Genomic DNA, 19,615 nt, shown 5'->3' on the forward strand with positions numbered 1-19,615 from the left:
ACCGATGCAGCCGTTCACCGTGCACACCGGCGTGGGCGTTCCGCTCCGGCTGAGCAATGTCGACACCGACCAGATCCTTCCCTCGAAGTACCTCAAGCGCGTGACGCGGTCGGGGTACGAAGATGCCCTGTTCGCCGCGTGGCGACAGAGCCCCGACTTCGTGTTGAACGACGCCGCCTTCGCCGGGGCATCCGTTCTCGTGACCGGCCCCGACTTCGGCACGGGCTCGTCGCGGGAGGTCGCGGTGTGGGCCCTGCAGGACTATGGCTTCCGAGCGGTGATCGCTCCGCGGTTCGGCGACATCTTCCGCACCAACGCCGGCAAGTCGGGGCTGGTGGCCGTCGAGCTCGCTGAGCCGCTCGTGCTGCGGCTCTGGGAACTGCTCGATGCGTCCCCGGGCAGCAGCCTGACGGTCGACCTCGAGCGCAACGTCGTCGAGGCCGGCAACGACTTCACCGAGCCGTTCACCCTCGACGAGTACACCCGGTGGCGCCTGCTCAACGGGCTCGACGACATCGCCATCACGCTCGAGTCCGAGGGCGACATCGCCGTCTTCGAGCAGCAGCGGTCACCGCTGAAACCGAGAGTGGGGAGCAGACGATGACCGGTCGTGACACCGTGATGAGCGACGAGGAGGCCGGCTTCGGCGGTCATCTCCGACCGGGCCGAAAGCCCGCCGTCGTCTTCGTCGACTTCGTGCGCGCGTACTTCGAACCGGGCCAGCAGCTCTACATGGGGCTCGACGACTGCCTCGGGAGCGCAGGCCGCGTGCTGGCCGCCGCGCGGGAGGCCGGCGTACTCATCGTCCACACGAAGGTCTCGTTCGCGGCCGGCGGCATCGACGGCGGCCAGTTCTTCCGCAAGGTCGGCGCGCTGGCCTCCTTCGTCGGCGACACTCCGGCGGGCGAGATCATGCCGCAGGTACGGCCCGATCCAGGCGAGCCGGTGCTGGTCAAGCAGTACGCGAGCGCTTTCTTCGGCACGTCGCTCGCCTCGACGCTGCAGGCCAACGGGGTCGACACTCTCATCATCACCGGTGTCTCGACGAGTGGCTGCGTGCGTGCGACCGCAGTGGATGCGCTGCAACACGGGTTCGTGCCCCTCGTGGTGCGCGATGCGGTGGGCGACAGGGCCGACGGTCCGCACGAGGCGAACCTCTACGACATCCAGGCCAAGTACGGCGAGGTCGTCTCTGAGCGGGACGTGCTCGGCTATCTCGGGTCGGTGTCGAAGTGACCGGCCCGCGCACGATCATCCAGAAGATCTGGCAGAACCAGGCCATCGAGCGGCCCGGCAAACCCGACCTGCTCTACATCGACCTGCACTTCGTGCACGAGGTGTCGAGCCCGCAGGCGTTCGACGGGCTGCGGGACACCGGCAGGCCGGTGCGACGACCCGAGCTGACGATGGCGACCGAAGACCACAACGTGCCGACCGACACCCTGCTGCTGAACGACCCCGTGAGCCGCTTGCAGGTCGAGACGCTCCGTCGCAACTGTGAGGAGTTCGGCATCGAACTGAAACGCCTCGGCGAAGCGGGCCAGGGCATCGTGCACATCATCGGGCCCGAGACGGGCCTCACCCAACCGGGCATGACGATCGTCTGCGGCGACAGCCACACCAGCACGCACGGCGCCCTCGGAGCGCTCGCCTTCGGCATCGGCACCAGCGAGGTCGAGCACGTTCTGGCCACCCAGACACTGCCGCAGACAAAACCGAAGACCATGGCCGTCACCGTGACCGGCCGACTGCCTGAGGGAGTCGCGAGCAAAGACCTGGCCCTCGCACTCATCGCGCAGGTCGGCACCGGCGGCGGGCAGGGCCACATCGTGGAGTACCGCGGCGAGGCGATCCGCGCGCTGTCGATCGAGGCCCGCATGTCGCTCTGCAACATGTCGATCGAGTGGGGTGCCAGGGCCGGTCTCGTCGCTCCCGACGAGACGACCTTCGACTACCTGCGCGGCCGGCCCTACGCCCCGACGGGCGAGGACTGGGAAGCGGCCGTCGACGGATGGCGCCAGCTGGCCTCCGATGAGGGAGCGGTCTTCGACCGGGAGGTCACGATCGACGCCTCGACCCTGTCGCCCTTCGTGACCTGGGGAACGAACCCCGGCCAGGGCGTGCCGCTCGACGACAGTGTGCCGGACCCGGCAGAGATCGGCGACCCCGAAGAGCGCGAGGCCGCGGCACGCGCTCTGGCCTACATGGGCCTCGAACCGAACACCCGCATGCGCGACATCGCCGTCGACACGGTGTTCATCGGTTCGTGCACCAACAGCCGTATCGAAGACCTGCGGATCGCGGCCGACGTGCTTCGTGGCAGGTCGATCGCCGACGGCCTCCGTCTTCTCGTGGTGCCCGGGTCGATGCGGGTCAAGCAGCAGGCCGAAGACGAGCACCTCGACGACGTGTTCCTCGCGGCGGGCGCCCAGTGGCGGGGAGCGGGCTGCTCGATGTGCCTCGGCATGAACCCCGACGTCGTCGGCCCGCGGGAACGCACCGCCTCGACATCCAACCGCAACTTCGAGGGCAGACAGGGCCCCGGGGCACGCACCCACCTCGTCTCCCCCGCCGTCGCCGCCGCCACTGCCGTCACCGGCCGACTCACCTCCCCGGCAGACCTGCCGGAACGATCCCGAACCGAAAGCCGATGGTCATGACACACGCCACCACCCTGCGGGCCCTGCTCGCCGACACCTCCACCCCTCTGGTTGTTCCCGGAGCAGGCACGCCGCTCGAGGCTCGTGCCATCGAGCAGGCCGGTTTCGGCGCCGCCTACCTCAGCGGCTACGCCATCGCCGCCTGGCGCTATGGTCTGCCCGACATCGGCCTGCTCGGTGCCCGGGAAGCGCTCGATGCACTCACAGCCGTCGCTCGCGTCACCGACCTGCCGCTCATCGTCGACGCCGACACCGGGTACGGCGACGCGACCAGTGTCTGGGCGAACGTGCGGCTCCTCGAGGCGGCGGGTGCCGCCGCCATTCAGCTCGAAGACCAGGTCTGGCCGAAGAAGTGCGGGCACATGGTCGGCAAGGAGGTCATCGACGCCGACGAGGCCGTGCGCAAGGTCGCCACCGCCGTCGAGGCACGCCGCAACCCCGACACGGTCATCATCGCACGTACCGATTCGCTCGCCCCGCGTGGCCTCGACGAAGCGCTGTCGCGGGCCGCCCGGTTCCGCGACGCGGGCGCCGACGTGGTCTTCATCGACGCGCCCTCCTCTGTCGACGATCTCACCCGTATCGGCAGTACTCTCGACGGCCCCCTGATGGCCAACATGAGCGAGGGTGGGGTGACCCCGCTGCTGACAGCCGACGAATTCCACGCCCTCGGCTTTCAGCTCGTGATCTTCCCGACCACCCCGCTGCGCGTGGCGTCGCTGGCGATCGAGGGCTTCCTCGCCGACCTCCGCACAAGCGGCGATTCGAAACCCTGGCGCGAACGGATGCACGGGCTCGACGAACTCAACGAACTGGTCGGTCTCGACGACTACCTCTCGATCGGCGACCGGGCATCTGCGATGGTTGTGGAATGAACGCCAGCACCGATCACCACGCATCCGGCAGCCTCACCATCACCGGCGCTGTGCTCGAAGAGATCGGTCGACCCGGGCCCTACTCCGGCTCCCGCCCACTCACGATCTCCGAGCTGCAGCTCGCGCCTCCCCGCGCCGGCGAGGTGCTCGTACGCATCGAGGCCGCCGGGCTCTGCCATTCCGATCTCTCGGTCGTCGACGGCAACCGTTCCCGGCCGGTGCCGATGCTGCTCGGCCACGAAGCGGCCGGCACCATCGAAGAGGTGGGTCCGGATGTCGCAGACCACCGCGTGGGAGACCGGGTCGTCATGACATTCCTCCCCCGGTGTGGGGCGTGCGCCGGGTGTGCGACCGACGGCATCCGGCCCTGCATCAACGGTTCGGCGTCGAACGGAGCGGGAACACTGATCGGCGGGGGCCGCCGACTCGAGCGCGACGGCGAGCCCGTGCACCACCACCTCGGCGTGTCGGCGTTCGCCACCCACGCGGTCGTCTCGACGCACTCGATCGTCTCGATCGGCGACGACGTACCGGCAGAAGTCGCCGCCGTTCTCGGCTGTGCAGTACTCACCGGCGGCGGGGCCGTCATCAACGCCGCCCGCCCGAAGCCCGGCGAGACGGTCCTCGTGGTCGGCCTCGGCGGAGTGGGTATGGCCGCCCTCATCACCGCGCTCGCGCTCGACGATGTCAGAGTCGTCGCCGTGGATGCCCTGCAGGCGAAGCTCGACGTCGCGCTCGAGCTCGGCGCCGCGGCCGCCTACACGCCGGCGGATGCGTCGGCTGCCGGCATCAGGGCGACCTCCGTCATCGAGGCCGCCGGCAGCGCCCGCGCACTCGAGGCAGCGTTGTCGTTCACCGACGCCGGCGGCCGCACCGTCACCGTCGGGCTGCCCTCCCCCGACGCGCGGGTCAGCTTCTCACCCACCGCGCTCGTCGCTGAGGGTCGTTCGATCATCGGCAGCTATCTCGGCTCGGCTGTGCCGAGCCGGGACATCCCGCTCTTCGCCGACCTCTGGCGCGCCGGGCGTCTTCCGGTCGAGCGGCTGATCAGCTCCCACATCGCGCTCGGCGACATCAACGAGGGCATGGATGCGCTCGCCCGCGGCGAGGCGATCCGGCAGATCATCACCTTCGCCTGATCTGCCTTTCTGCACCTGCAGTCCTGTCAGGCGACGAACACACCCGATTCCTCCTCTGGTTCACCAGCGGGTGATGTCGGATCGCGCTTCCGCAGTGGCTTTGCGCCGTGTTCACTGAACAGACACCTCGAGAGGGGAAGCTTTCCTCATGCAGATGTCTCGACACCTTGCGTGGGGGATTGTGGTGTGGCCGTTCCTTCTCGTTCTCGAGCTGATCGGCCACAGCTCAGTCATCGGTTACGACTGGGACATGTCGTCGTCGTCAGTCATCGGTCTGATCTGTGGCTGGGCGGCGGCAGCTCTCGTGATCGCTTCCCTGTTGTGGCTCCCGGCCGGTACGCGGCTCCTCCGCGTACTGCGGGGTCGTTCCCGGGCCGCCGTGAGTGTCGGGTTCGGCGTTCTGGGGTTGGCAATCGGCATCGTGGCTTCGGTGATCCTGGGATTGATCGCCACCGTTTCGGCATTCTCCAACGGATCCCCACCGAGCGGGGATGCGAGTGCGTCTGCTCTCTCGTACCTCACCCTGGCACCGTTGTTCGTTCTTCCGTCTGTGCTCGGCTGGCTCTTCGCCTCCGTGAACGCACAGAGGTCCCTCGCCGGCCGACCGAAGGCGCACCGATCCCGAAGGTGAAGAGGAGTCAGTTCTTTCGAGGCGACGTGCTGCTCTGAGTCAGCGAAGACACAGACCAGGCTGTTCGGGCTATTCCGCCGTGACCGTCACCGTGGCCGCTGTCCAGCTCGCGAGCAGTTGCAGCCGTTCGGCGCTGGCAGACCCGGGCTCGGCGGTGTAGACCATCAGAACGAGGCCGGGCTCGGCGGTGATGGCGAGTTCCTCGTAGGCCAACACCAGTTCACCGACGACCGGGTGATTGAACCGTTTTGTGCCGGTGCCGTGGGTGCGCACGTTGTGGGCGCCCCAGAGGGTACGGAAGGTGTCGCTCTGGGTGGAGAGCTCACCGACCAGGTCCTGGAGTTGTCTGTTGCCCGGGTCGTGACCGGCCCGGGCACGCATGATCGCGACACACATCTCAGCGAACCTGTCCCAGTCGGGGTAGAAGTCGCGGGAGGCGGGGTCGAGGAACTGGAACCGGGCAAGGTTCGGGGTGCGGCCACCGTCACCGATGATCGGTGCGTAGAACGCACGGCCCAGCTCGTTGGTGGCCAGCACGTCCTGGTGCTGATTGGTGACGACAGCGATACCCCCGGTGATCGTGGCCAGCACCCACTGCAGGCTCGGCCGGTTCGCTGCCGTCTTGCTCGCGCGGCGGCGGGGTCGCCCGGAGAGGGGAACACCGTCAGCCGCCCGCGCGAGATCGAACAGATGCGTGCGCTCGGTGTCATCGAGCTGCAGCGCACGGGAGACGGCGTCGAGTACGGATGATGAGGCGCCGGCGATCGCGCCGCGTTCGAGCTTGGCGTAGTACTCCACACTCACGCCGGCGAGGGTCGCAACCTCGCTCCTTCGAAGCCCCGCGACGCGCCGGTTGGGCCCGGCAGGGAGTCCTGCCTGCTCTGGCGTGATCCGCGCCCGGCGCGACATCAGGAACTCGCGTACCTCGGATTCGTTGTCCATGGGTCGACAGTACGACCAGAGGCCCCGCTGTGGGGTGCCCTGCTGGTACACGTCTCGGTGGGGACTCCCTCTCCCCGCCCCGCGCGACTGTACTGGAACCACACCTGAAACGAAGGAGCGCACGATGCGTGCAGTGATGATGTACGGACCCGGCGATGTGCGGGTCGAGGAGCGTGACATGCCAGAGATCGTCGAGCAGACGGATGCGATCATCCGGCTCGCCGCGACGTGCATCTGCGGATCAGACCTGTGGCCCTACCGCGGCGCCGAGCCGCTCTCCGCAACACCGCAGGCGATGGGTCACGAATACATCGGAACTGTCGAGAAGGTCGGCTCAGACGTCAAGAATGTACAGATCGGCGACTTCGTTGTGGGGTCGTTCGTCGCCTCCGACAACACCTGCGAGATCTGCCGGGCCGGCTACCAGTCGCGCTGCATCCACAACGTCATGATGGGCTCGGTCGGCACCCAGGCCGAGTTCGCCCGCATCCCGCTCGCCGACGGTACCCTCGTCACGACTCCGGGGCAGCCCGACCCCGACCTCATCCCCTCCCTGATGGCCGCCTCCGACGTTCTCGGAACCGGCTGGTACGGCGCTGTCGCAGCTCAGGCCGGGCACGGGAAGACCATCGCCGTCGTCGGTGACGGCGCAGTCGGGCTGTCGGCGGTTCTCGCTGCGAAGCATCTCGGCGCGGAACGGATCATCGTTTTCAGCCGCCACCCGGAACGACAAGCCCTCGCCCGAGCATTCGGCGCGACCGACATCATCGAAGAACGCGGCGACGACGGGGCCGCGAAGGTGAAAGAGCTCACCGGCGGATACGGCGCCCACGGAACCGTCGAGGCAGTCGGCACCCAGGAATCGATGTGGCAGGCCATCCACACCACCCGGCCCGGTGGATACGTCGGCTATGTCGGCGTCTCGCACGGAGTCGAACTCAACGGTCTCGACCTGTTCTTCACCAGCGTGCACCTCCACGGCGGCCCCGCACCGGTACGCCAGTACCTCCCCGCACTGATCCAACTGATCTGGGACCGCACCATCGACCCCGGCCAGGTCTTCGACCTCACCCTCCCGGTAGAAGAGGCCGCCGACGGATACAAAGCCATGGATGAACGCCGAGCCACCAAGGTGCTCCTCACCTTCTGACGGCGGCACCCGCTCACCCTCACCTACCGAGAAGAAAGCGAACCCCCCAAAGCTCGCGGAACTCACCGACGACGTGCTCTTCGCCGACGTCTGGAACCGCCCTGAACTCTCCGCACGCCCACTTCGAAGAAAAGAACTGACCGCTCCCGTGAACATCGAACCCGCCACCCCGACAACCAAGAACCCCGCCGCCCAGTTCGCCGGCGACGTATGGCTCGACCCGATCGCCGTACCGCACGAGGCCGACCAGACGATGGTCGTCGCGACCGTGCGCTTCGCGCCGGGCGCCCGCACAGCGTGGCACTCGCACGAACACGGCCAGTACCTCCGCGTCACCCAGGGCATCGGCCGGTTCGGCACCCGCGACGGCGGAATTATCGAAGTGCACCCCGGGCAGACGCTCTACAACCCGCCGGGTGAGGAACACTGGCACGCCGCAGCCCCCGGCGTGTACATGGAACACCTTGCCATGCTGCAGAACGGTGAAGACCCAGCGAAAACCACCACCTGGGCCGAACACATCACCGACGACGAATATGACGGCAACTGAGGCCCCCACATGATCTGGTCTTCGACCCTTCGCACCCACACCGCCATCACCGCGATCGTCGTCGGCCTGCTGGCGCTGACCGGATGCGTGCCCGGCTCTGAGGCCCCCGACGCGACACCTGCGTCAGAGACCCGGACGCCTCCGGTACTCGAAGCAGTGAGCCCAACAGCGCCGTCGAACCCCACACTGATCACCCCACCAACGGAGCACCCCGTGTCCACCCCAGTCAGCATCACCATCACCGTGAACGGCCAGCCCGTCGCAGGAGCCCTGCAGAACAACGCAGCATCCGCATCGCTGCTGACGCAGCTGCCCCTCGAGCTCGCATTCACCGATTACGGCAGCCAGGAAAAGATCGCGCGCATCCCCACCGCCCTGTCACTCGAAGGGATGCCGCCCGGGGGCAGCGCGGAACCCGGGACGATCGGATACTACGCACCCGATCAAGCCCTCGTGCTCTACTACGACGCCGTCAGCTACTATGACGGCATCATTCCGATCGGCACATTCGATGACGTCGACACCGTCCGAGACGCACCCGCGTTCACCGGCACCATCACGCCGTCTGCAGCCACCGGGGCCGCCCCAGCGAACGGTGCCGAGTGAGCGCCGCCACCGCGAGCATTCCCGTGACCGATGCCACGGACGGACGCCGCCTGCCCGTGCTCGCGCTCGTCTCTCTTGCACTGATCGGGTTCATCCTCGTCGCCATGGAGACCATGCCCGCCGGGCTCCTCCCCGACATCGCCACCGGCATGGCCACAACGGAAGGAACCGTCGGCCTGTTCGTCAGCGCCTACGCCCTCGGCACCGTGATCGTCACCGTTCCCGCGATCGCCCTCACCCGGCGATTCCGACGGAAGCCGCTCCTCCTGACAGGCATCACCGGTCTCATCGCTGCGAACGCCGTCACGGCGATCTCCCCCGATATCGCCGTCGCCCTGGTCTCACGCTTCGTCGCGGGCTCGTTCTCGGGCATCACCTGGGGAATGCTTGCGGCCTACGCCATCCGAATCAGCCCATCGAACCGCTCGGGAGTCGCCCTCTCGATCATGTCGATCGGCGCCCCGCTCGGCTTCGCGTTCGGCACCCCCCTCGGCGCCTTCATCGGCGGCCTCACGGGCTGGCGCTGGTCGTTCGCCGGCCTCAGCCTCCTCGGCGCACTGGTCGCACTCCTCATCCTCACACGCGTACCCGACGCGCTCGGCCTGCCCCCAACAACCCGCCAGCCACTCCAGAGGGTGCTCCGACTCCACGGGGTGCCGATCATCCTGATCGTCATCGTCGTCTGGATGCTCGCCCACAGCACCATCTACACCTACATCGCCCCCTACCTCCGCGCCACCGGTACCGGTGTCACCCCTGACCTCATGCTGCTCGTCTACGGCATCGCCTCCCTCGGCGGCGTCGCCCTGACCGGCGTCTTCCTCGACCGGCACCCCCGCGCACTCCTGCATCTGTCTGCCGCAACATTTGCCGCTGCGGGAGCGGTGCTGCTGGTCGGGCGCGCCTCGACCCCAGCGATGCTCATAGCGGCAGCGCTCTGGGGCGTCAGCTTCGGCGGGGTCTCACCCCAGCTGCAGAATGCCCTCACCCGCGCCGGCGGAGAGAACGCCGACATCGCCAACTCCTTCCTCCCCGTCGCTTTCAACGTCGCCATCTTCGGCGCCGGCATCCTCGGCGCTCTTCTGCTCGCCGCAGCCGACGGTCTCATCCTGCCCGGCGCAATGGCTGTGCTCGGCCTCCTCGCGCTGGCCCTCACCCTGGTCGGGCGGCGCGCGGCATTCACCGGCACCGCCTCATGAAGGTCGAGTTCCACGAGATGTGTCACAGGAGTCGAACCCTCGAAGAGTTCTGGCTGGGCGTCGGGATGGAGTGCTGCAATCAGTACGCCGATGTCGGCCGGCTCCGGTTCCCGCCCGATGACGCCAGCCACGACACGGGTCAAGACGCGGGTCGCGGCAGAGGGGTACGTCGCGTGCAGGGGCGTGCGTGCCATGCCGGGGTGTGCGGCGAAGCTGCGGACTGGGCTTCTAGCGGCGAGGAGGCGACGGTTCAGCTCGACGGCGAAGAGGACGTTCGCAAGCTTGGAGCGACTGTAGGCGCGACCGGGTGAGTAGTCGCCACTACTGGTGAGGTCGTCGAGATCGAGAGTCGCGCCTGAGTAGAGGGCGGATGACACGGTGACGACTCGGGCGCGTGCGCTCTGCTCGAGAGCGGGGAGCAGATGTGCGGTGAGGGCGAAGTGTCCCAAGTGGTTCGTTGCGAACTGACTCTCGATGCCAGCGTGGTCGTGGAGAAGCGGAACACTGCTGATCCCGGCGTTGAGCACGAGCAGATCCAGGGGTGCTTTGCCGGTGATTGAAGCGAACCGGTACACAGAATCGGGGTCGATCAGGTCCAGGGGTGCGACGGTGATCCTCCCGGCCGCAAGGCCGTGTTCTGCCGCGAGGCGATCACGCACAGCCTCCGCCTTGCGGGTGTCGCGGGCTCCGATGACGACGTCGGCGCCGAGGAGCGCGAGGGTTCGGGTGGTTACCAGGCCTAGTCCGCTCGCGCCGCCTGTAACGATCGCGCGGCGGCCAGCGAGGCTGGTCAGCTTGCTCAGCGGGTTGGTCAAGCGTGTGCGTGTCGGATGGTCCATTCTTGAAGGGTAAACTCTGACACCATGTCAAGGTCAATCACACGATGAAAATCGGCGAACTCAGTCGCCGTAGCGGCGTGAGTGCCAGGTCGCTGCGCTACTACGACCAGCGAGGCCTCCTCGCCGTTCAACGCGAGTCAAACGGTTACCGCGAGTACGACGACTCGACGGTGTCGCGCGCCGAGACTATCCACCTGCTTTTCGGCCTGGGCTTTTCGCGTGAGGTCGTGCAATCAGTGCTCGCCTGCACCGGCGACGCCCCCGATTCTTCTCACGAAGCACTTGCAGAGCAACTCAAAGATGTGGAATCGGAACTGGCCGAGCGGATTGAGCGATTCACCAATACGCACCGAAAGATCGTCGCCTTCTTGGAGCAATGGGGGCACTAAGAAATACGCGGGATGACTCTTCCTATTTAGGCAGAGGATTGGCGTGAAGCAGACCGATCTGGATCGACGGCTACCAGGGCTCAGTGATCCGTTTCGATCTTGAACACCACGCATCGGGGTGCGGCGGCTTCGAAATCGTCCGGGCCCGCGTTCTCGCCCGCTTCGAAGATTCGGGCGGCTACCTTCCGGCCTTGACTGTGCTGATGCCAGTATGCCCGGAGGATTTGGCCGCGCTCGTTCTCCGGGAGCTCGACGAAGGTGACCTCTTCTGGTTTTCGACCCTTTTTGATTTCGCCTTTACCCGCTGCGCGGACGTTCTTCACCCATTCCATGCGTTGACCGGCGACGAGATACCGGGAGCCATTTAGATTGACGATGGAGACGGGCGTTGAACGTCGCTGGCCGCTGACTCGTCCCCGGACCGTCAGGATGCGCGGAGGCCCGGCGGGGATCCCGATTCCGTTGAGCAGTTTCACTGCGAAGTTGCCGTACTTGAGCATGGGGGGGGAGATCGGGGCGGTTCTTCATTCGTTTTCCTCCTGGGAAGATCGTTTGTCGTAGATCAAGATGGCGTCGCCAATCGCGTGGAGTACCCGTTGAGTGGTCTCGATGTCATCCGGGTCTATGCCGGCTGCTGCGTGCTCGGCCCATGGCTTCGCCCGCCGAGTCGCCGAGTCCAGGGCGTCCCGGCCCGTGGAAGTGATCTCCACGAGCTGGGCGCGTTTGTGATGCGGATTTGGTTCTAGGGAAACCAGGCCGTCACGTTGGAGATCATTGACGATGCGCTGGACATTTTGACGAGACACTCCCAGGTCGCGAGCGAGCCAAGCTACCGGGCGTGATGGCCCCACGCCAATGGCCCCGAGGACCTGCCACCGCGCTGACGTCAGTCCGAGGTCGGCCACCAGGCCGTCACCCGAGGCCGACAGCAGATTGCTGAGCTGAAAGACGCTGAGGATCACATCCTCGAACGGAGAAGAGCGACCTCGAAGTTGCGGAACTTGCATGGCTCACAGGATACGGTAACTAGTTGTCAATACGACACCACACTGCCGAATACTGCGATCTGGGCAGTCGCTGAACTTATTTGCCCAGAGACCTGTGCCTATCGGGGATCTACATTCCGCTCGGATACGGGGTGCCCGTAAGACGGTGGTCTTACGGGCACTCGCGTGACAACTTAAGACGAAGTGCCCGCTGAGGGATCCGCTCAAGCGCGTTCTGCTGCGCGGTGAGGTCTTGCTCATTTGTTGATACTCGGGCGTACCCGATCAGTAGTTCAGTCATGCCCGCACAATGCGCCTCCGCAATTCGTCCGTCAACTGTCGCGTGCGTCGCTCAGTTTCTCCCTCACGAGGTGGTTTGCCCGTGTTCGTCCTTCGCCAAGGCGACGAACAACCTCATCCTTGAGCTATGAGGTGGGCGGGGGTTGTGGCCGCCGTGGTGACAGCTCTCGTCACACGTCTTCTTTCTTTTGGTCTTCAGGTGGGCAGATGCGTCGACTACGCCTCGGGCGCTGGCTAATGCACCACTGGGCCGATAGCTGGACCAATTGGCTCCTGGGTACTCGCAGGTATCGGCTCGGTAGCGGTCCGGCAAACGCATCAGAATCGTTGTTAGCGAGCCCTACCGTCGGATGACGCAGCGCGCACGTAGCCTGAGCGCGTGAGGGAATGAGAAGAGAACCAAGTACCGCAACCAGACAGTCGATCAGTACGTGCGGGTCAACGCCCACGCGAGCAAGAAGGAGGCGAGTTCGGGTTGGGCCGGGCCCGGCCCTGGACAATAGGCGTGGCGTTCTGGATCGTGGTCGCCTCGGCAGCAACGACAATCGTGAATCTGGCCATTCTGTTGCTGACTTTCATCTGGGCCGCATTCTCCGACCCCACCGAGGCACGGACATTCATGAGTTACGGCCACCTGCAGATACTGCCGGCTAACTTTTCTCTTGGAGTCACGATCGGCGGTAACGCACTCGTACTTATCATCGCCGGAGTGCTCATGCTGCTCGCGTTTCGGCTGCGGCAGGGCAGTAACCGCGCCCGCATCCTGCTGACAATCGTGGGCGCATCACAACTTGTCGAATTCATCTGGACTCCGCGATTCGACGCCCTGTTGCTCGTCCCGCTCGCTGCTGCCGTCTTCCTAATACTTGTTTGGCTGTCGTCATCAACTCATTTCATACAGCAGTCGAAAGCCGAGCGTTCAACTCCTAAGCCAAAACAGATCACTCATTGAGAGCCCCCGCGTTCAGTTCGATCCCAACTTCGCCCTGCAAACCGTCCGCCTATTCGGCCCCTCTAACAAAAACGGTCAGCATAAGAATCAGCCTCTGCCAAGGTGTCGCATACGTGCTGTTGATGCCAACCTGCATCCTTACGGAGCCGGATGACTCGTTCTCTCTCGAGAGGCACTTGAGTAAACAATGGTCCTTCGGGCGCTCGGTAAGTCAGTCAGAGGGGTCTACATCAGATCGATGGCGTTTCCGACCGCCGAAAGTTGAGGTCCTTGGAAGCCCGAAGTGGCTGCCCTAGATCGAGTCAAGGGCTCTATGCGGACGGTTCGGCGCTGCCCGCCACTACTTGCCAACGACCCTCGATGATCGACCAAAAGCGGCGGTACATCATGCGAGCCTCGATGCGGTGGCCTCCATCGAATACGACGATGTCCACGAGCGACGATGTCCGGCCATGACCATCATGTTCCAAAGTTGACCGATGAAGCTCCGACAGCTCGTCGAATCGTGTTGCGCCCGAGGCATGAGCATCGAGATCGGCTGCACGTCCCATCACTGACTCGCCCGGCAGCTCGAAGGCCAGGCCCTCGTATAGCAACTCGCGAAGATGGCTCACGTCGCCAGCGCGCATGGCTTGGTGAAGAGCATCCTGGGCTTGGTCTATGGAGCGCCCTTGATCGTCCCGTGTCGTCATGTGCCAAGGGTAGTGTGCCGTTTCCGCAAACTGTGATTGACCCGAAACCGATCAGCTATCGGTTCCCGACGATCATTACAAAGCCCTCGCCATAGACGCGCCGTGTCACTGAGAGAGGCAAATAGCCGTCCCGATCGCTTTAGACCAGGGTCGAATCGCCAGCACTCCCCGTGCGTATGGCGCGCATTCGAAGCCGTTCCGGTGAAGGTCCGCCATCCGATCTGGAGATCTTGTTTGTCTAGTCCGCTTTTTCCGAATCGGATCAAGCTGGCCTGTGGCGTATTCCCCCCTGGGGCGCGGCTCGCGCATAGTTCTTCCGTTGTACGCCGGTCATCGGCCCGTAGCCAGTGCGGTCTAACCCGTCTAGGTTCGTGAGGACTGATTCGGCAGCTTGGGCGGAGGCAACATGGGAGAAAGCGTTGGAGCCCGCGCAGCCAAGTGGTTGCCGACCAAGTCGTTGAGAGTTGCCCTCGTTGCTTTCGTCGGCCGGTTGATATTTGTTCTGATTTAACTCGCTCTAGTCGTAAGCCTTGTTTCCGAGGGCGAAGACTTCGAATGGTGGCGATGGCTGGGAGTCGGACTGGGCTTGTTGCTTTCGATCGGGTATCTGATCACGAGCATTTACCTAGCCCGGCTGTACCGCTCGAGGTCATAGCCCGCCAGGAGTTCCACGACGTGTGGTGTAGGAGCTGAGAAGGCTATGCCGCAGGACGCCCCGCCTGCACGGCGGTGGTTCAGAACTCACAATGTTCACTTGATTCGACCACAGATCAGGTGTTTTAGAACCGGTGGCCGAAGGCAAACACTGTACCTACCCCGCCGACTAGGACAAGAGAAACAACGAGGTACCAGCGCGGCGGACGCGTGGGGCCTTTTTCGGGATCTCGCGACTGCTCTCTTACGGCCCGGATACCAAGCCTCAGACCGATGATAAGGACGGCCAGTCTCGCGAATGCGACGACTTTCCGCCAGTCCATATCGTGAACCTACAGGGGTAATGAGTTTGACGACGAGCAAGGCTGCCCATAGGGGGCACGGTGGCTGAGAAGTCAGGCACTGGCAACGGATGGGCACCGATCGTCCTAGCGATCTTCGTAGAAGCAGCGGCTCTATGGGCCATCCTGCAAAACGAAGAACTTTCCCGCCGAGGCATCCCACTCTGGATCCTTGGCGTTGTTTTCATTCCGTTCGACGTATGGCTCGTGGTCCGCGGAGTGCGCGGCATTCGCCGCGGCCGTGCAACCTAGGATCAGGACGCAGGAGGAGAAGGCCTGACCTTTTGACTGGACGGCTAGCACGACCGTCGACCGCGACAGTCTTCTGCTACAGGTCCCTGGATCGGGGATGTCCTTCATTGAGTCGTATCTGATAGTTTCTGGATGTTCGCCTTGATCCCCACGCACGGCGCACGTCCGGTTTTCGGGGTGGGTGAGCTGGAGACAACAATCATGACCGCATCTGTGCGCCGCAAACTTCTGATCATCCCGATCGCAGCCGTCATCGGGTTCGGCAGCGTTCTCGGGGCCGGAGCCGCCGCGTTCGCCGACGAATCTGCAACTCCCTCCGCCACAGCCACAGCCGAACCGACACCGACACCGACGCCGACGACCACTCCGGAGCCGACCGGCACACCGACTCCTGGGCCAACCGACAGCCCGGCACCGGTTCCGACGGAGATCGACCTGGTCATCCCGGTGGCCGGGAAACCCGCTATCGCGCGCAGCGTCGTGTTCGGCGGCACTGCGCCAGCCGGCGCTGTCATCACGGTCACCGACAAAGACAAGACCGTCCTCGGCACGACCACCGTCGGGGAACTGAACACGTTCGCGATCATCTACGACTACCCGGATGACGCCACCAGTAAGCAGACCGTGAGCGTGACCGGGACTCTCGACGGTATAGAATTGAACACCGTCAAGAGATCCTTCACCCTCCCCGAGCAGAACCTCCCCGCACCCGTGATCACCACTCCCGTAGCCGGATCCACCGTCTACGGCGACCAGGTCACCTTCACCGGAACCGGCACTCCCGGAAAAAACGTCGTCGTTCTCGCGCTCCCCACCTCGGTGCTGAACGCCGCCGGTGACACCCTCAAAGCGAAGGCTGCTCCGGAGCCCATGAACCCCGCCGACCCGATCATCGTCGGGCAGGACGGCAACTGGACTGTGACCGTCAAAGCCACGCCGAACGACTACACCGCCACCGCGGTGCTCGCCGACGTCGACGACAACGGCCAAATCGTTTCCCTGCTCTCTGACCCGTCCGCTGCGGTGCAGTTCGTCCTCGCCGCGACCCCCGTCGCACCCGTCGTCATCGTGACCCCCGCACCGACTCCGACCCCGGCCGCGGCGTCCGGCCACCAGCTGGCGAACACCGGCCTCGACACCGTCGGCATCATCGCCGCCGCCGGCCTGCTCAGCCTCACCGGTCTCACCCTCGTCGTCGCTCGTCGCCGGGAAAACGCTTGACTGTCAGCTGTGGCTGAAGATCCGCTTTATCGAAGTGGATAGAGCGCTCTAAAGCTCGTAAAGCTCTTCGGGTCCGTGGTTGAACTGAATGACCCGTTCAGGGGATCGGGTTCGCTGTTTGGGGTGTCTCTAGACGCAAAGGTCCCGAGAGACAGTCGACCAGCGCGCGACCAGCCGGGTGGATGCAGAGCGCCACATATCGGGTGAGATGTCGCTCCGTCGCCCCAAGAACCCGCAAAACTCGGCTGAGGGGAATCATCATCAACTGAACCGCAGGTCGGTCGGAACACAATTTACGGGGTCGCAGTCCCCGCTCGCGCGATCGTGTGCGAGCTGATGCAAAGGGGCTGCAATGACCGGTTTCTCGATACAGGTGAACCCTTTCCGTGAGCACCACCGGCACGCAGACGCGAAGACCGGGGGGCGACACCAGAGGCCGAAGCATGCTGAACCTCGACAAGGTGTTCAGTCTGTAGGACGGAAGCCTTTCGGGTTGGCGCTGCTGCTGCTGGCGGTGGCCGTCGTTGCGATGGTCGCACTGTGGGCACCGATGTTCGGCGCCTCGCCCATCGTCGCGCTCGAGGGCGGTGCGGAGGTCGACACGGGGAGCAGTGTTGCCGTGGGCGTGCCCACGGCCGCTCCAGCAGCGGAGGATGTGGGGCCGGTTGCCAGGGACGCCGCTCCCGCCGCGACTGCGGTGCAACTCGCTGCGGCCCGCACATTCGCCGGAAGCCAGCTGGCGGGCAACACAGCACTCACGCTCTCTGCGACGGCCCGCGAACTGTTGGTCATGGGCCGGGTAGATGCCCGCGGCATCCTGAGCCTCGGGCAGTACCTCGGGCAGACGCAACTGACCGTCGCCGACTTTCCAGCCGTCGAGACGGGCATCGGGGCCGGTGAGGCGCGTCGCCAGATTCTGCTGACCGGCCTGGCGGGGGTGCCGCTCGGCATCGGGGAGGCGGCCCCTGGCGGCAGGTCCGCAGACACAATGGCCCCGGATGCCGCCGCAGCCTCCGTCGGGGTGTGGTTCGAGAGTTTGAGCGCTCCCGTCAACGTGGAGTCGGTCATCCGCACCCCAGCGGGTGTGCTGGTGACATTCGCACCGGGAGAGCCCCCGTTGATGCTCCCGTCTCCCCCGCCGTCCCTCTGACGACCAAGAGAAAGAGAACCGTCATGTTGAATACACGCGAGCGCACGGATGAGCAGTGGGCCGCTGCGGCCGGAACGGATTCTTCCCGTCGCCGTTCTCTTCGAACGCCGGGGGTGATTGCGGCGGCGCTCGTCGGTCTTCTCGTCGGTGCGTTTGCGGGAGGCCCGGCTCTGTTGGGTGCCTCGGCCGCGCCTGTTGCGACCGTGTCTCAGGCCGCCGCCACAGGGTGGGTGCGGCTGGCCCACCTGTCGCCTGACACTTCGAAGGTCGACATCCAGTTGACAGCCCTCGCGGGAGGGTCGGTGGTCAGCTCCCTGCAGAACATCGGCTACGGCCAGGTCTCGAATTACATGTCGCTGCCGCAGGGCGCCTACATCGTTTCGATGGCGCCGGCCGGCGGCGATATGTCGGCCCCGGTCATCCAGGCGACGATTGCGGTGGCAGACGGCCGGCCTGTCACCGTTGCTGCGTATGGGAAGAATGCCTCGCTCTCTACGGCGGTGTTCCCCGATGACCTGACCGCACCGGCGGAAGGAGAGTCACGGGTTCGGGTCATCCAGGGCTCGACGGCTCTACCGAGCGTCACGGTGTCGACCTCGACGGGAACGGTGCTTGCTTCGGATGTGGCGCCCGGCACGGCGACGCCGTACTCGAATGTCTCCCCTGGGCCGTCGACCCTGACTGTGTCAGGCGGGACGACGACGTCGTCGACGCAGGTCGACCTACCGGTCGGTGCCATCTCCACGTTGTTCGTGCTCGACAACGCCAGCGGGGGTGTCACGGTCACGTCCGTGGCAGATGCGTCGAGTGTCGCAGCCCTCCCGACGGGCGGTATCCAGACCGGTGGAGGCGGCACGGGTGCACACGTCAACTCGGAGCTCGCAACCGCGGAAAGCGTAGGCGGCCTCTCGACGGTCGTGGTCGTGGCCCTCGTGGTTGCGGCACTGGTGGTATCAGCCTTGGTGGTTTCGGCCTCGGTGGTCGGCGGCGCCCGGCGGCGCGTGCAATGACCCGCCGCGGCGTGCCGCCGCGCGCGCTGGCAACCCTCGGGGCAGGCCTCCTGGCTCTGACGGTCGCGATGTCGGGATGCTCTGCTGGCGCCGGCGTGCCGGTGAGGGCCGGTGACACAGTGAGCGCTGACAGTGGAGGAGGTACCGACGGCCGGCCGGCGATCCCCACCCCGGACTCGGTTGCGCCGACTGCAGCCGCAGACGCGGCGGAGCGGGGGGCGCTCAGTTCGAACCAGGACCCGGCCGGTCCCGCGGGGCCCAGCCTTGCACACCAGGGCATCACGCCCGTTCGCGTAAGGATAGATGCGATAGGTGTCGACTCGGAACTCGAGGGACTCAGCCGCGACGCAGCCGGGTGGATACAGCCGCCGAAGAACTTCGCCTCGGCCGGGTGGTACCAGGAGGGGGTCGTTCCGGGCGACGTCGGGCCGGCAGTGATTGCGGGGCACATCGACAATGCGGTCGGGCCGGCTGTGTTCTTCGGGCTGTCGTCGCTGAACGCTGGCGACCGAGTGATCGTCATTCTGTCCGACGGCAGCATGCGAATGTTCGCTGTGGACCGGCAGATCGTAGTGGCGAAGGCGGCCTTCCCGACGGGAGAGGTGTACGCACCGACCCCGACAGCGCAACTCAGGCTCATCACCTGCGGCGGTGTGTTCGATGACGCGACCGGCCACTACGTCGACAACGTCGTCGTCTTCGCCAGCGAGGTGCCGGTCGGGTAGCTCGGCGCCGGGAGCCTTCAGCTGAAGCCGCGATCGACTCTGCGCAAGCTTCTTCAGACACAGGGGCGGCCCTCGCGAGGTCGAGGAACGCGACTAGTAGGGTGATCGATCCGTCTACGTCCTAACTATTCCTGAACCAGGAGATTTCCTTCAGCACTGGACGTGTTCGAAGTATGTAGCGCGTTGGCGACGTGGTGTGCATACTTGGCGTTGAGGGGTATTCACCAGCTTTACCTAACTAGAGGATGACCAGTTGTTTGAGAAGAAATTCATTGCGAACGCGATTGACCGCAGTTCGCAGTCCGAGCTGGACCGCCGACTTCTGCTGAAGGGCTTCGGACTCGCCGGGCTC

Annotated in this window: 21 protein-coding genes and 1 pseudogene; 16 read left to right on the forward strand and 6 right to left on the reverse strand. The window is 65.3% G+C overall.

Translation table 11 applies throughout. The features are described 5' to 3' along the window. The first annotated feature begins 4 nt into the window (after window positions 1–4). The 6 genes from leuD (at window position 5) to C5B96_RS06220 (ending at window position 5,305) form a co-directional block, all read left to right on the forward strand. Window positions 5–604, forward strand: a complete 600-nt coding sequence (leuD, locus tag C5B96_RS06195) for a 3-isopropylmalate dehydratase small subunit (protein ID WP_104243986.1) — start codon at window positions 5–7, stop codon at window positions 602–604. After that, window positions 601–1,236: an isochorismatase family protein gene (locus C5B96_RS06200; protein ID WP_104243988.1), complete on the forward strand. Its 636-nt coding sequence runs from the start codon at window positions 601–603 to the stop codon at window positions 1,234–1,236. Before leuD ends, C5B96_RS06200 begins: the two co-directional genes overlap by 4 nt. Continuing rightward, window positions 1,233–2,660 (forward strand): 3-isopropylmalate dehydratase large subunit, encoded by a 1,428-nt coding sequence (gene leuC / locus C5B96_RS06205; protein WP_104243990.1) that lies wholly within the window; start codon window positions 1,233–1,235, stop codon window positions 2,658–2,660. Before C5B96_RS06200 ends, leuC begins: the two co-directional genes overlap by 4 nt. After that, the gene (locus tag C5B96_RS06210) at window positions 2,657–3,535 is read left to right on the forward strand and encodes an oxaloacetate decarboxylase (protein WP_158507129.1); all 879 of its coding nucleotides are present in this window, start codon (window positions 2,657–2,659) and stop codon (window positions 3,533–3,535) included. Before leuC ends, C5B96_RS06210 begins: the two co-directional genes overlap by 4 nt. Beyond that, window positions 3,532–4,674, forward strand: coding sequence for an alcohol dehydrogenase catalytic domain-containing protein (locus C5B96_RS06215; RefSeq protein WP_104243994.1), 1,143 nt, complete (start codon window positions 3,532–3,534; stop codon window positions 4,672–4,674). Before C5B96_RS06210 ends, C5B96_RS06215 begins: the two co-directional genes overlap by 4 nt. Window positions 4,675–4,822: 148 nt before the next feature. After that, window positions 4,823–5,305 carry a hypothetical protein gene (locus tag C5B96_RS06220; protein WP_158507130.1) on the forward strand — a complete coding sequence of 161 codons (483 nt, stop codon included), beginning with the start codon at window positions 4,823–4,825 and terminating at the stop codon, window positions 5,303–5,305. 69 nt (window positions 5,306–5,374) lie between these two features. On the opposite strand, the gene C5B96_RS06225 is transcribed toward C5B96_RS06220, so the two are convergent. Further along, window positions 5,375–6,247, reverse strand: a complete 873-nt coding sequence (locus tag C5B96_RS06225; RefSeq protein WP_104243998.1) for a helix-turn-helix domain-containing protein — start codon at window positions 6,245–6,247, stop codon at window positions 5,375–5,377. Window positions 6,248–6,371: 124 nt separating this feature from the next. On the opposite strand from C5B96_RS06225, the gene C5B96_RS06230 reads away from it, so the two are divergent. The 4 genes from C5B96_RS06230 to C5B96_RS06245 all read left to right on the forward strand — a co-directional run bounded on the left by C5B96_RS06230 (window position 6,372) and on the right by C5B96_RS06245 (window position 9,752). Beyond that, on the forward strand, window positions 6,372–7,397 hold the full coding sequence (locus tag C5B96_RS06230; protein ID WP_104244000.1) for a zinc-dependent alcohol dehydrogenase family protein: 1,026 nt from the start codon (window positions 6,372–6,374) through the stop codon (window positions 7,395–7,397). 148 nt (window positions 7,398–7,545) lie between these two features. Next, a complete protein-coding gene (locus C5B96_RS06235) occupies window positions 7,546–7,947 on the forward strand; it encodes a cupin domain-containing protein (RefSeq protein WP_104244002.1) in 402 nt (133 codons plus the stop codon). A 9-nt stretch (window positions 7,948–7,956) separates the two neighbouring features. Next, window positions 7,957–8,553, forward strand: a complete 597-nt coding sequence (locus C5B96_RS06240; RefSeq protein ID WP_104244004.1) for a cyclophilin-like fold protein — start codon at window positions 7,957–7,959, stop codon at window positions 8,551–8,553. Window positions 8,554–8,576: 23 nt separating this feature from the next. Next, window positions 8,577–9,752: an MFS transporter gene (locus C5B96_RS06245; protein WP_233189034.1), complete on the forward strand. Its 1,176-nt coding sequence runs from the start codon at window positions 8,577–8,579 to the stop codon at window positions 9,750–9,752. Between the two features lie 68 nt (window positions 9,753–9,820). Here the strand turns inward: C5B96_RS06245 and C5B96_RS18095 are convergent. Continuing rightward, window positions 9,821–10,591, reverse strand: a pseudogene (locus C5B96_RS18095) (SDR family NAD(P)-dependent oxidoreductase); the annotation flags it as partial. 44 nt (window positions 10,592–10,635) lie between these two features. On the opposite strand from C5B96_RS18095, the gene C5B96_RS06255 reads away from it, so the two are divergent. Continuing rightward, entirely contained in the window at window positions 10,636–10,980 is a 345-nt protein-coding gene (locus C5B96_RS06255; protein WP_104244008.1) for a MerR family transcriptional regulator, read from the forward strand. Window positions 10,981–11,060: 80 nt separating this feature from the next. Here the strand turns inward: C5B96_RS06255 and C5B96_RS06260 are convergent, their stop codons facing one another. The 3 genes from C5B96_RS06260 to C5B96_RS18100 form a co-directional block, all read right to left on the reverse strand. Then, window positions 11,061–11,480: a nitroreductase family deazaflavin-dependent oxidoreductase gene (locus C5B96_RS06260; RefSeq protein WP_104244010.1), complete on the reverse strand. Its 420-nt coding sequence runs from the start codon at window positions 11,478–11,480 to the stop codon at window positions 11,061–11,063. Between the two features lie 24 nt (window positions 11,481–11,504). Continuing rightward, the gene (locus tag C5B96_RS06265) at window positions 11,505–11,987 is read right to left on the reverse strand and encodes a MarR family winged helix-turn-helix transcriptional regulator (protein ID WP_104244012.1); all 483 of its coding nucleotides are present in this window, start codon (window positions 11,985–11,987) and stop codon (window positions 11,505–11,507) included. A gap of 151 nt (window positions 11,988–12,138) precedes the next feature. Then, window positions 12,139–12,267: a recombinase family protein gene (locus C5B96_RS18100; protein WP_369826447.1), complete on the reverse strand. Its 129-nt coding sequence runs from the start codon at window positions 12,265–12,267 to the stop codon at window positions 12,139–12,141. Between the two features lie 504 nt (window positions 12,268–12,771). On the opposite strand from C5B96_RS18100, the gene C5B96_RS06275 reads away from it, so the two are divergent. Further along, the gene (locus tag C5B96_RS06275; protein ID WP_104244014.1) at window positions 12,772–13,218 is read left to right on the forward strand and encodes a hypothetical protein; all 447 of its coding nucleotides are present in this window, start codon (window positions 12,772–12,774) and stop codon (window positions 13,216–13,218) included. Between the two features lie 311 nt (window positions 13,219–13,529). Here the strand turns inward: C5B96_RS06275 and C5B96_RS06280 are convergent, their stop codons facing one another. Beyond that, on the reverse strand, window positions 13,530–13,910 hold the full coding sequence (locus C5B96_RS06280; protein ID WP_104244017.1) for a nuclear transport factor 2 family protein: 381 nt from the start codon (window positions 13,908–13,910) through the stop codon (window positions 13,530–13,532). A gap of 1,448 nt (window positions 13,911–15,358) precedes the next feature. Between C5B96_RS06280 and C5B96_RS06290 the strand changes: the two genes are divergently transcribed. The 4 genes from C5B96_RS06290 (at window position 15,359) to C5B96_RS06305 (ending at window position 19,263) form a co-directional block, all read left to right on the forward strand. Beyond that, window positions 15,359–16,378 (forward strand): hypothetical protein, encoded by a 1,020-nt coding sequence (locus C5B96_RS06290; protein WP_146078101.1) that lies wholly within the window; start codon window positions 15,359–15,361, stop codon window positions 16,376–16,378. A 493-nt stretch (window positions 16,379–16,871) separates the two neighbouring features. Next, on the forward strand, window positions 16,872–17,528 hold the full coding sequence (locus C5B96_RS06295; RefSeq protein ID WP_104244023.1) for a hypothetical protein: 657 nt from the start codon (window positions 16,872–16,874) through the stop codon (window positions 17,526–17,528). A 23-nt stretch (window positions 17,529–17,551) separates the two neighbouring features. Then, window positions 17,552–18,538 carry a DUF4397 domain-containing protein gene (locus C5B96_RS06300; RefSeq protein WP_104244025.1) on the forward strand — a complete coding sequence of 329 codons (987 nt, stop codon included), beginning with the start codon at window positions 17,552–17,554 and terminating at the stop codon, window positions 18,536–18,538. Continuing rightward, window positions 18,535–19,263, forward strand: coding sequence for a class F sortase (locus C5B96_RS06305; RefSeq protein ID WP_104244027.1), 729 nt, complete (start codon window positions 18,535–18,537; stop codon window positions 19,261–19,263). Before C5B96_RS06300 ends, C5B96_RS06305 begins: the two co-directional genes overlap by 4 nt. Window positions 19,264–19,615 lie beyond the last annotated feature (352 nt).

Origin of the sequence: Subtercola sp. Z020, assembly GCF_002931235.1 — a bacterium.
GTDB lineage: Bacteria > Actinomycetota > Actinomycetes > Actinomycetales > Microbacteriaceae > Subtercola.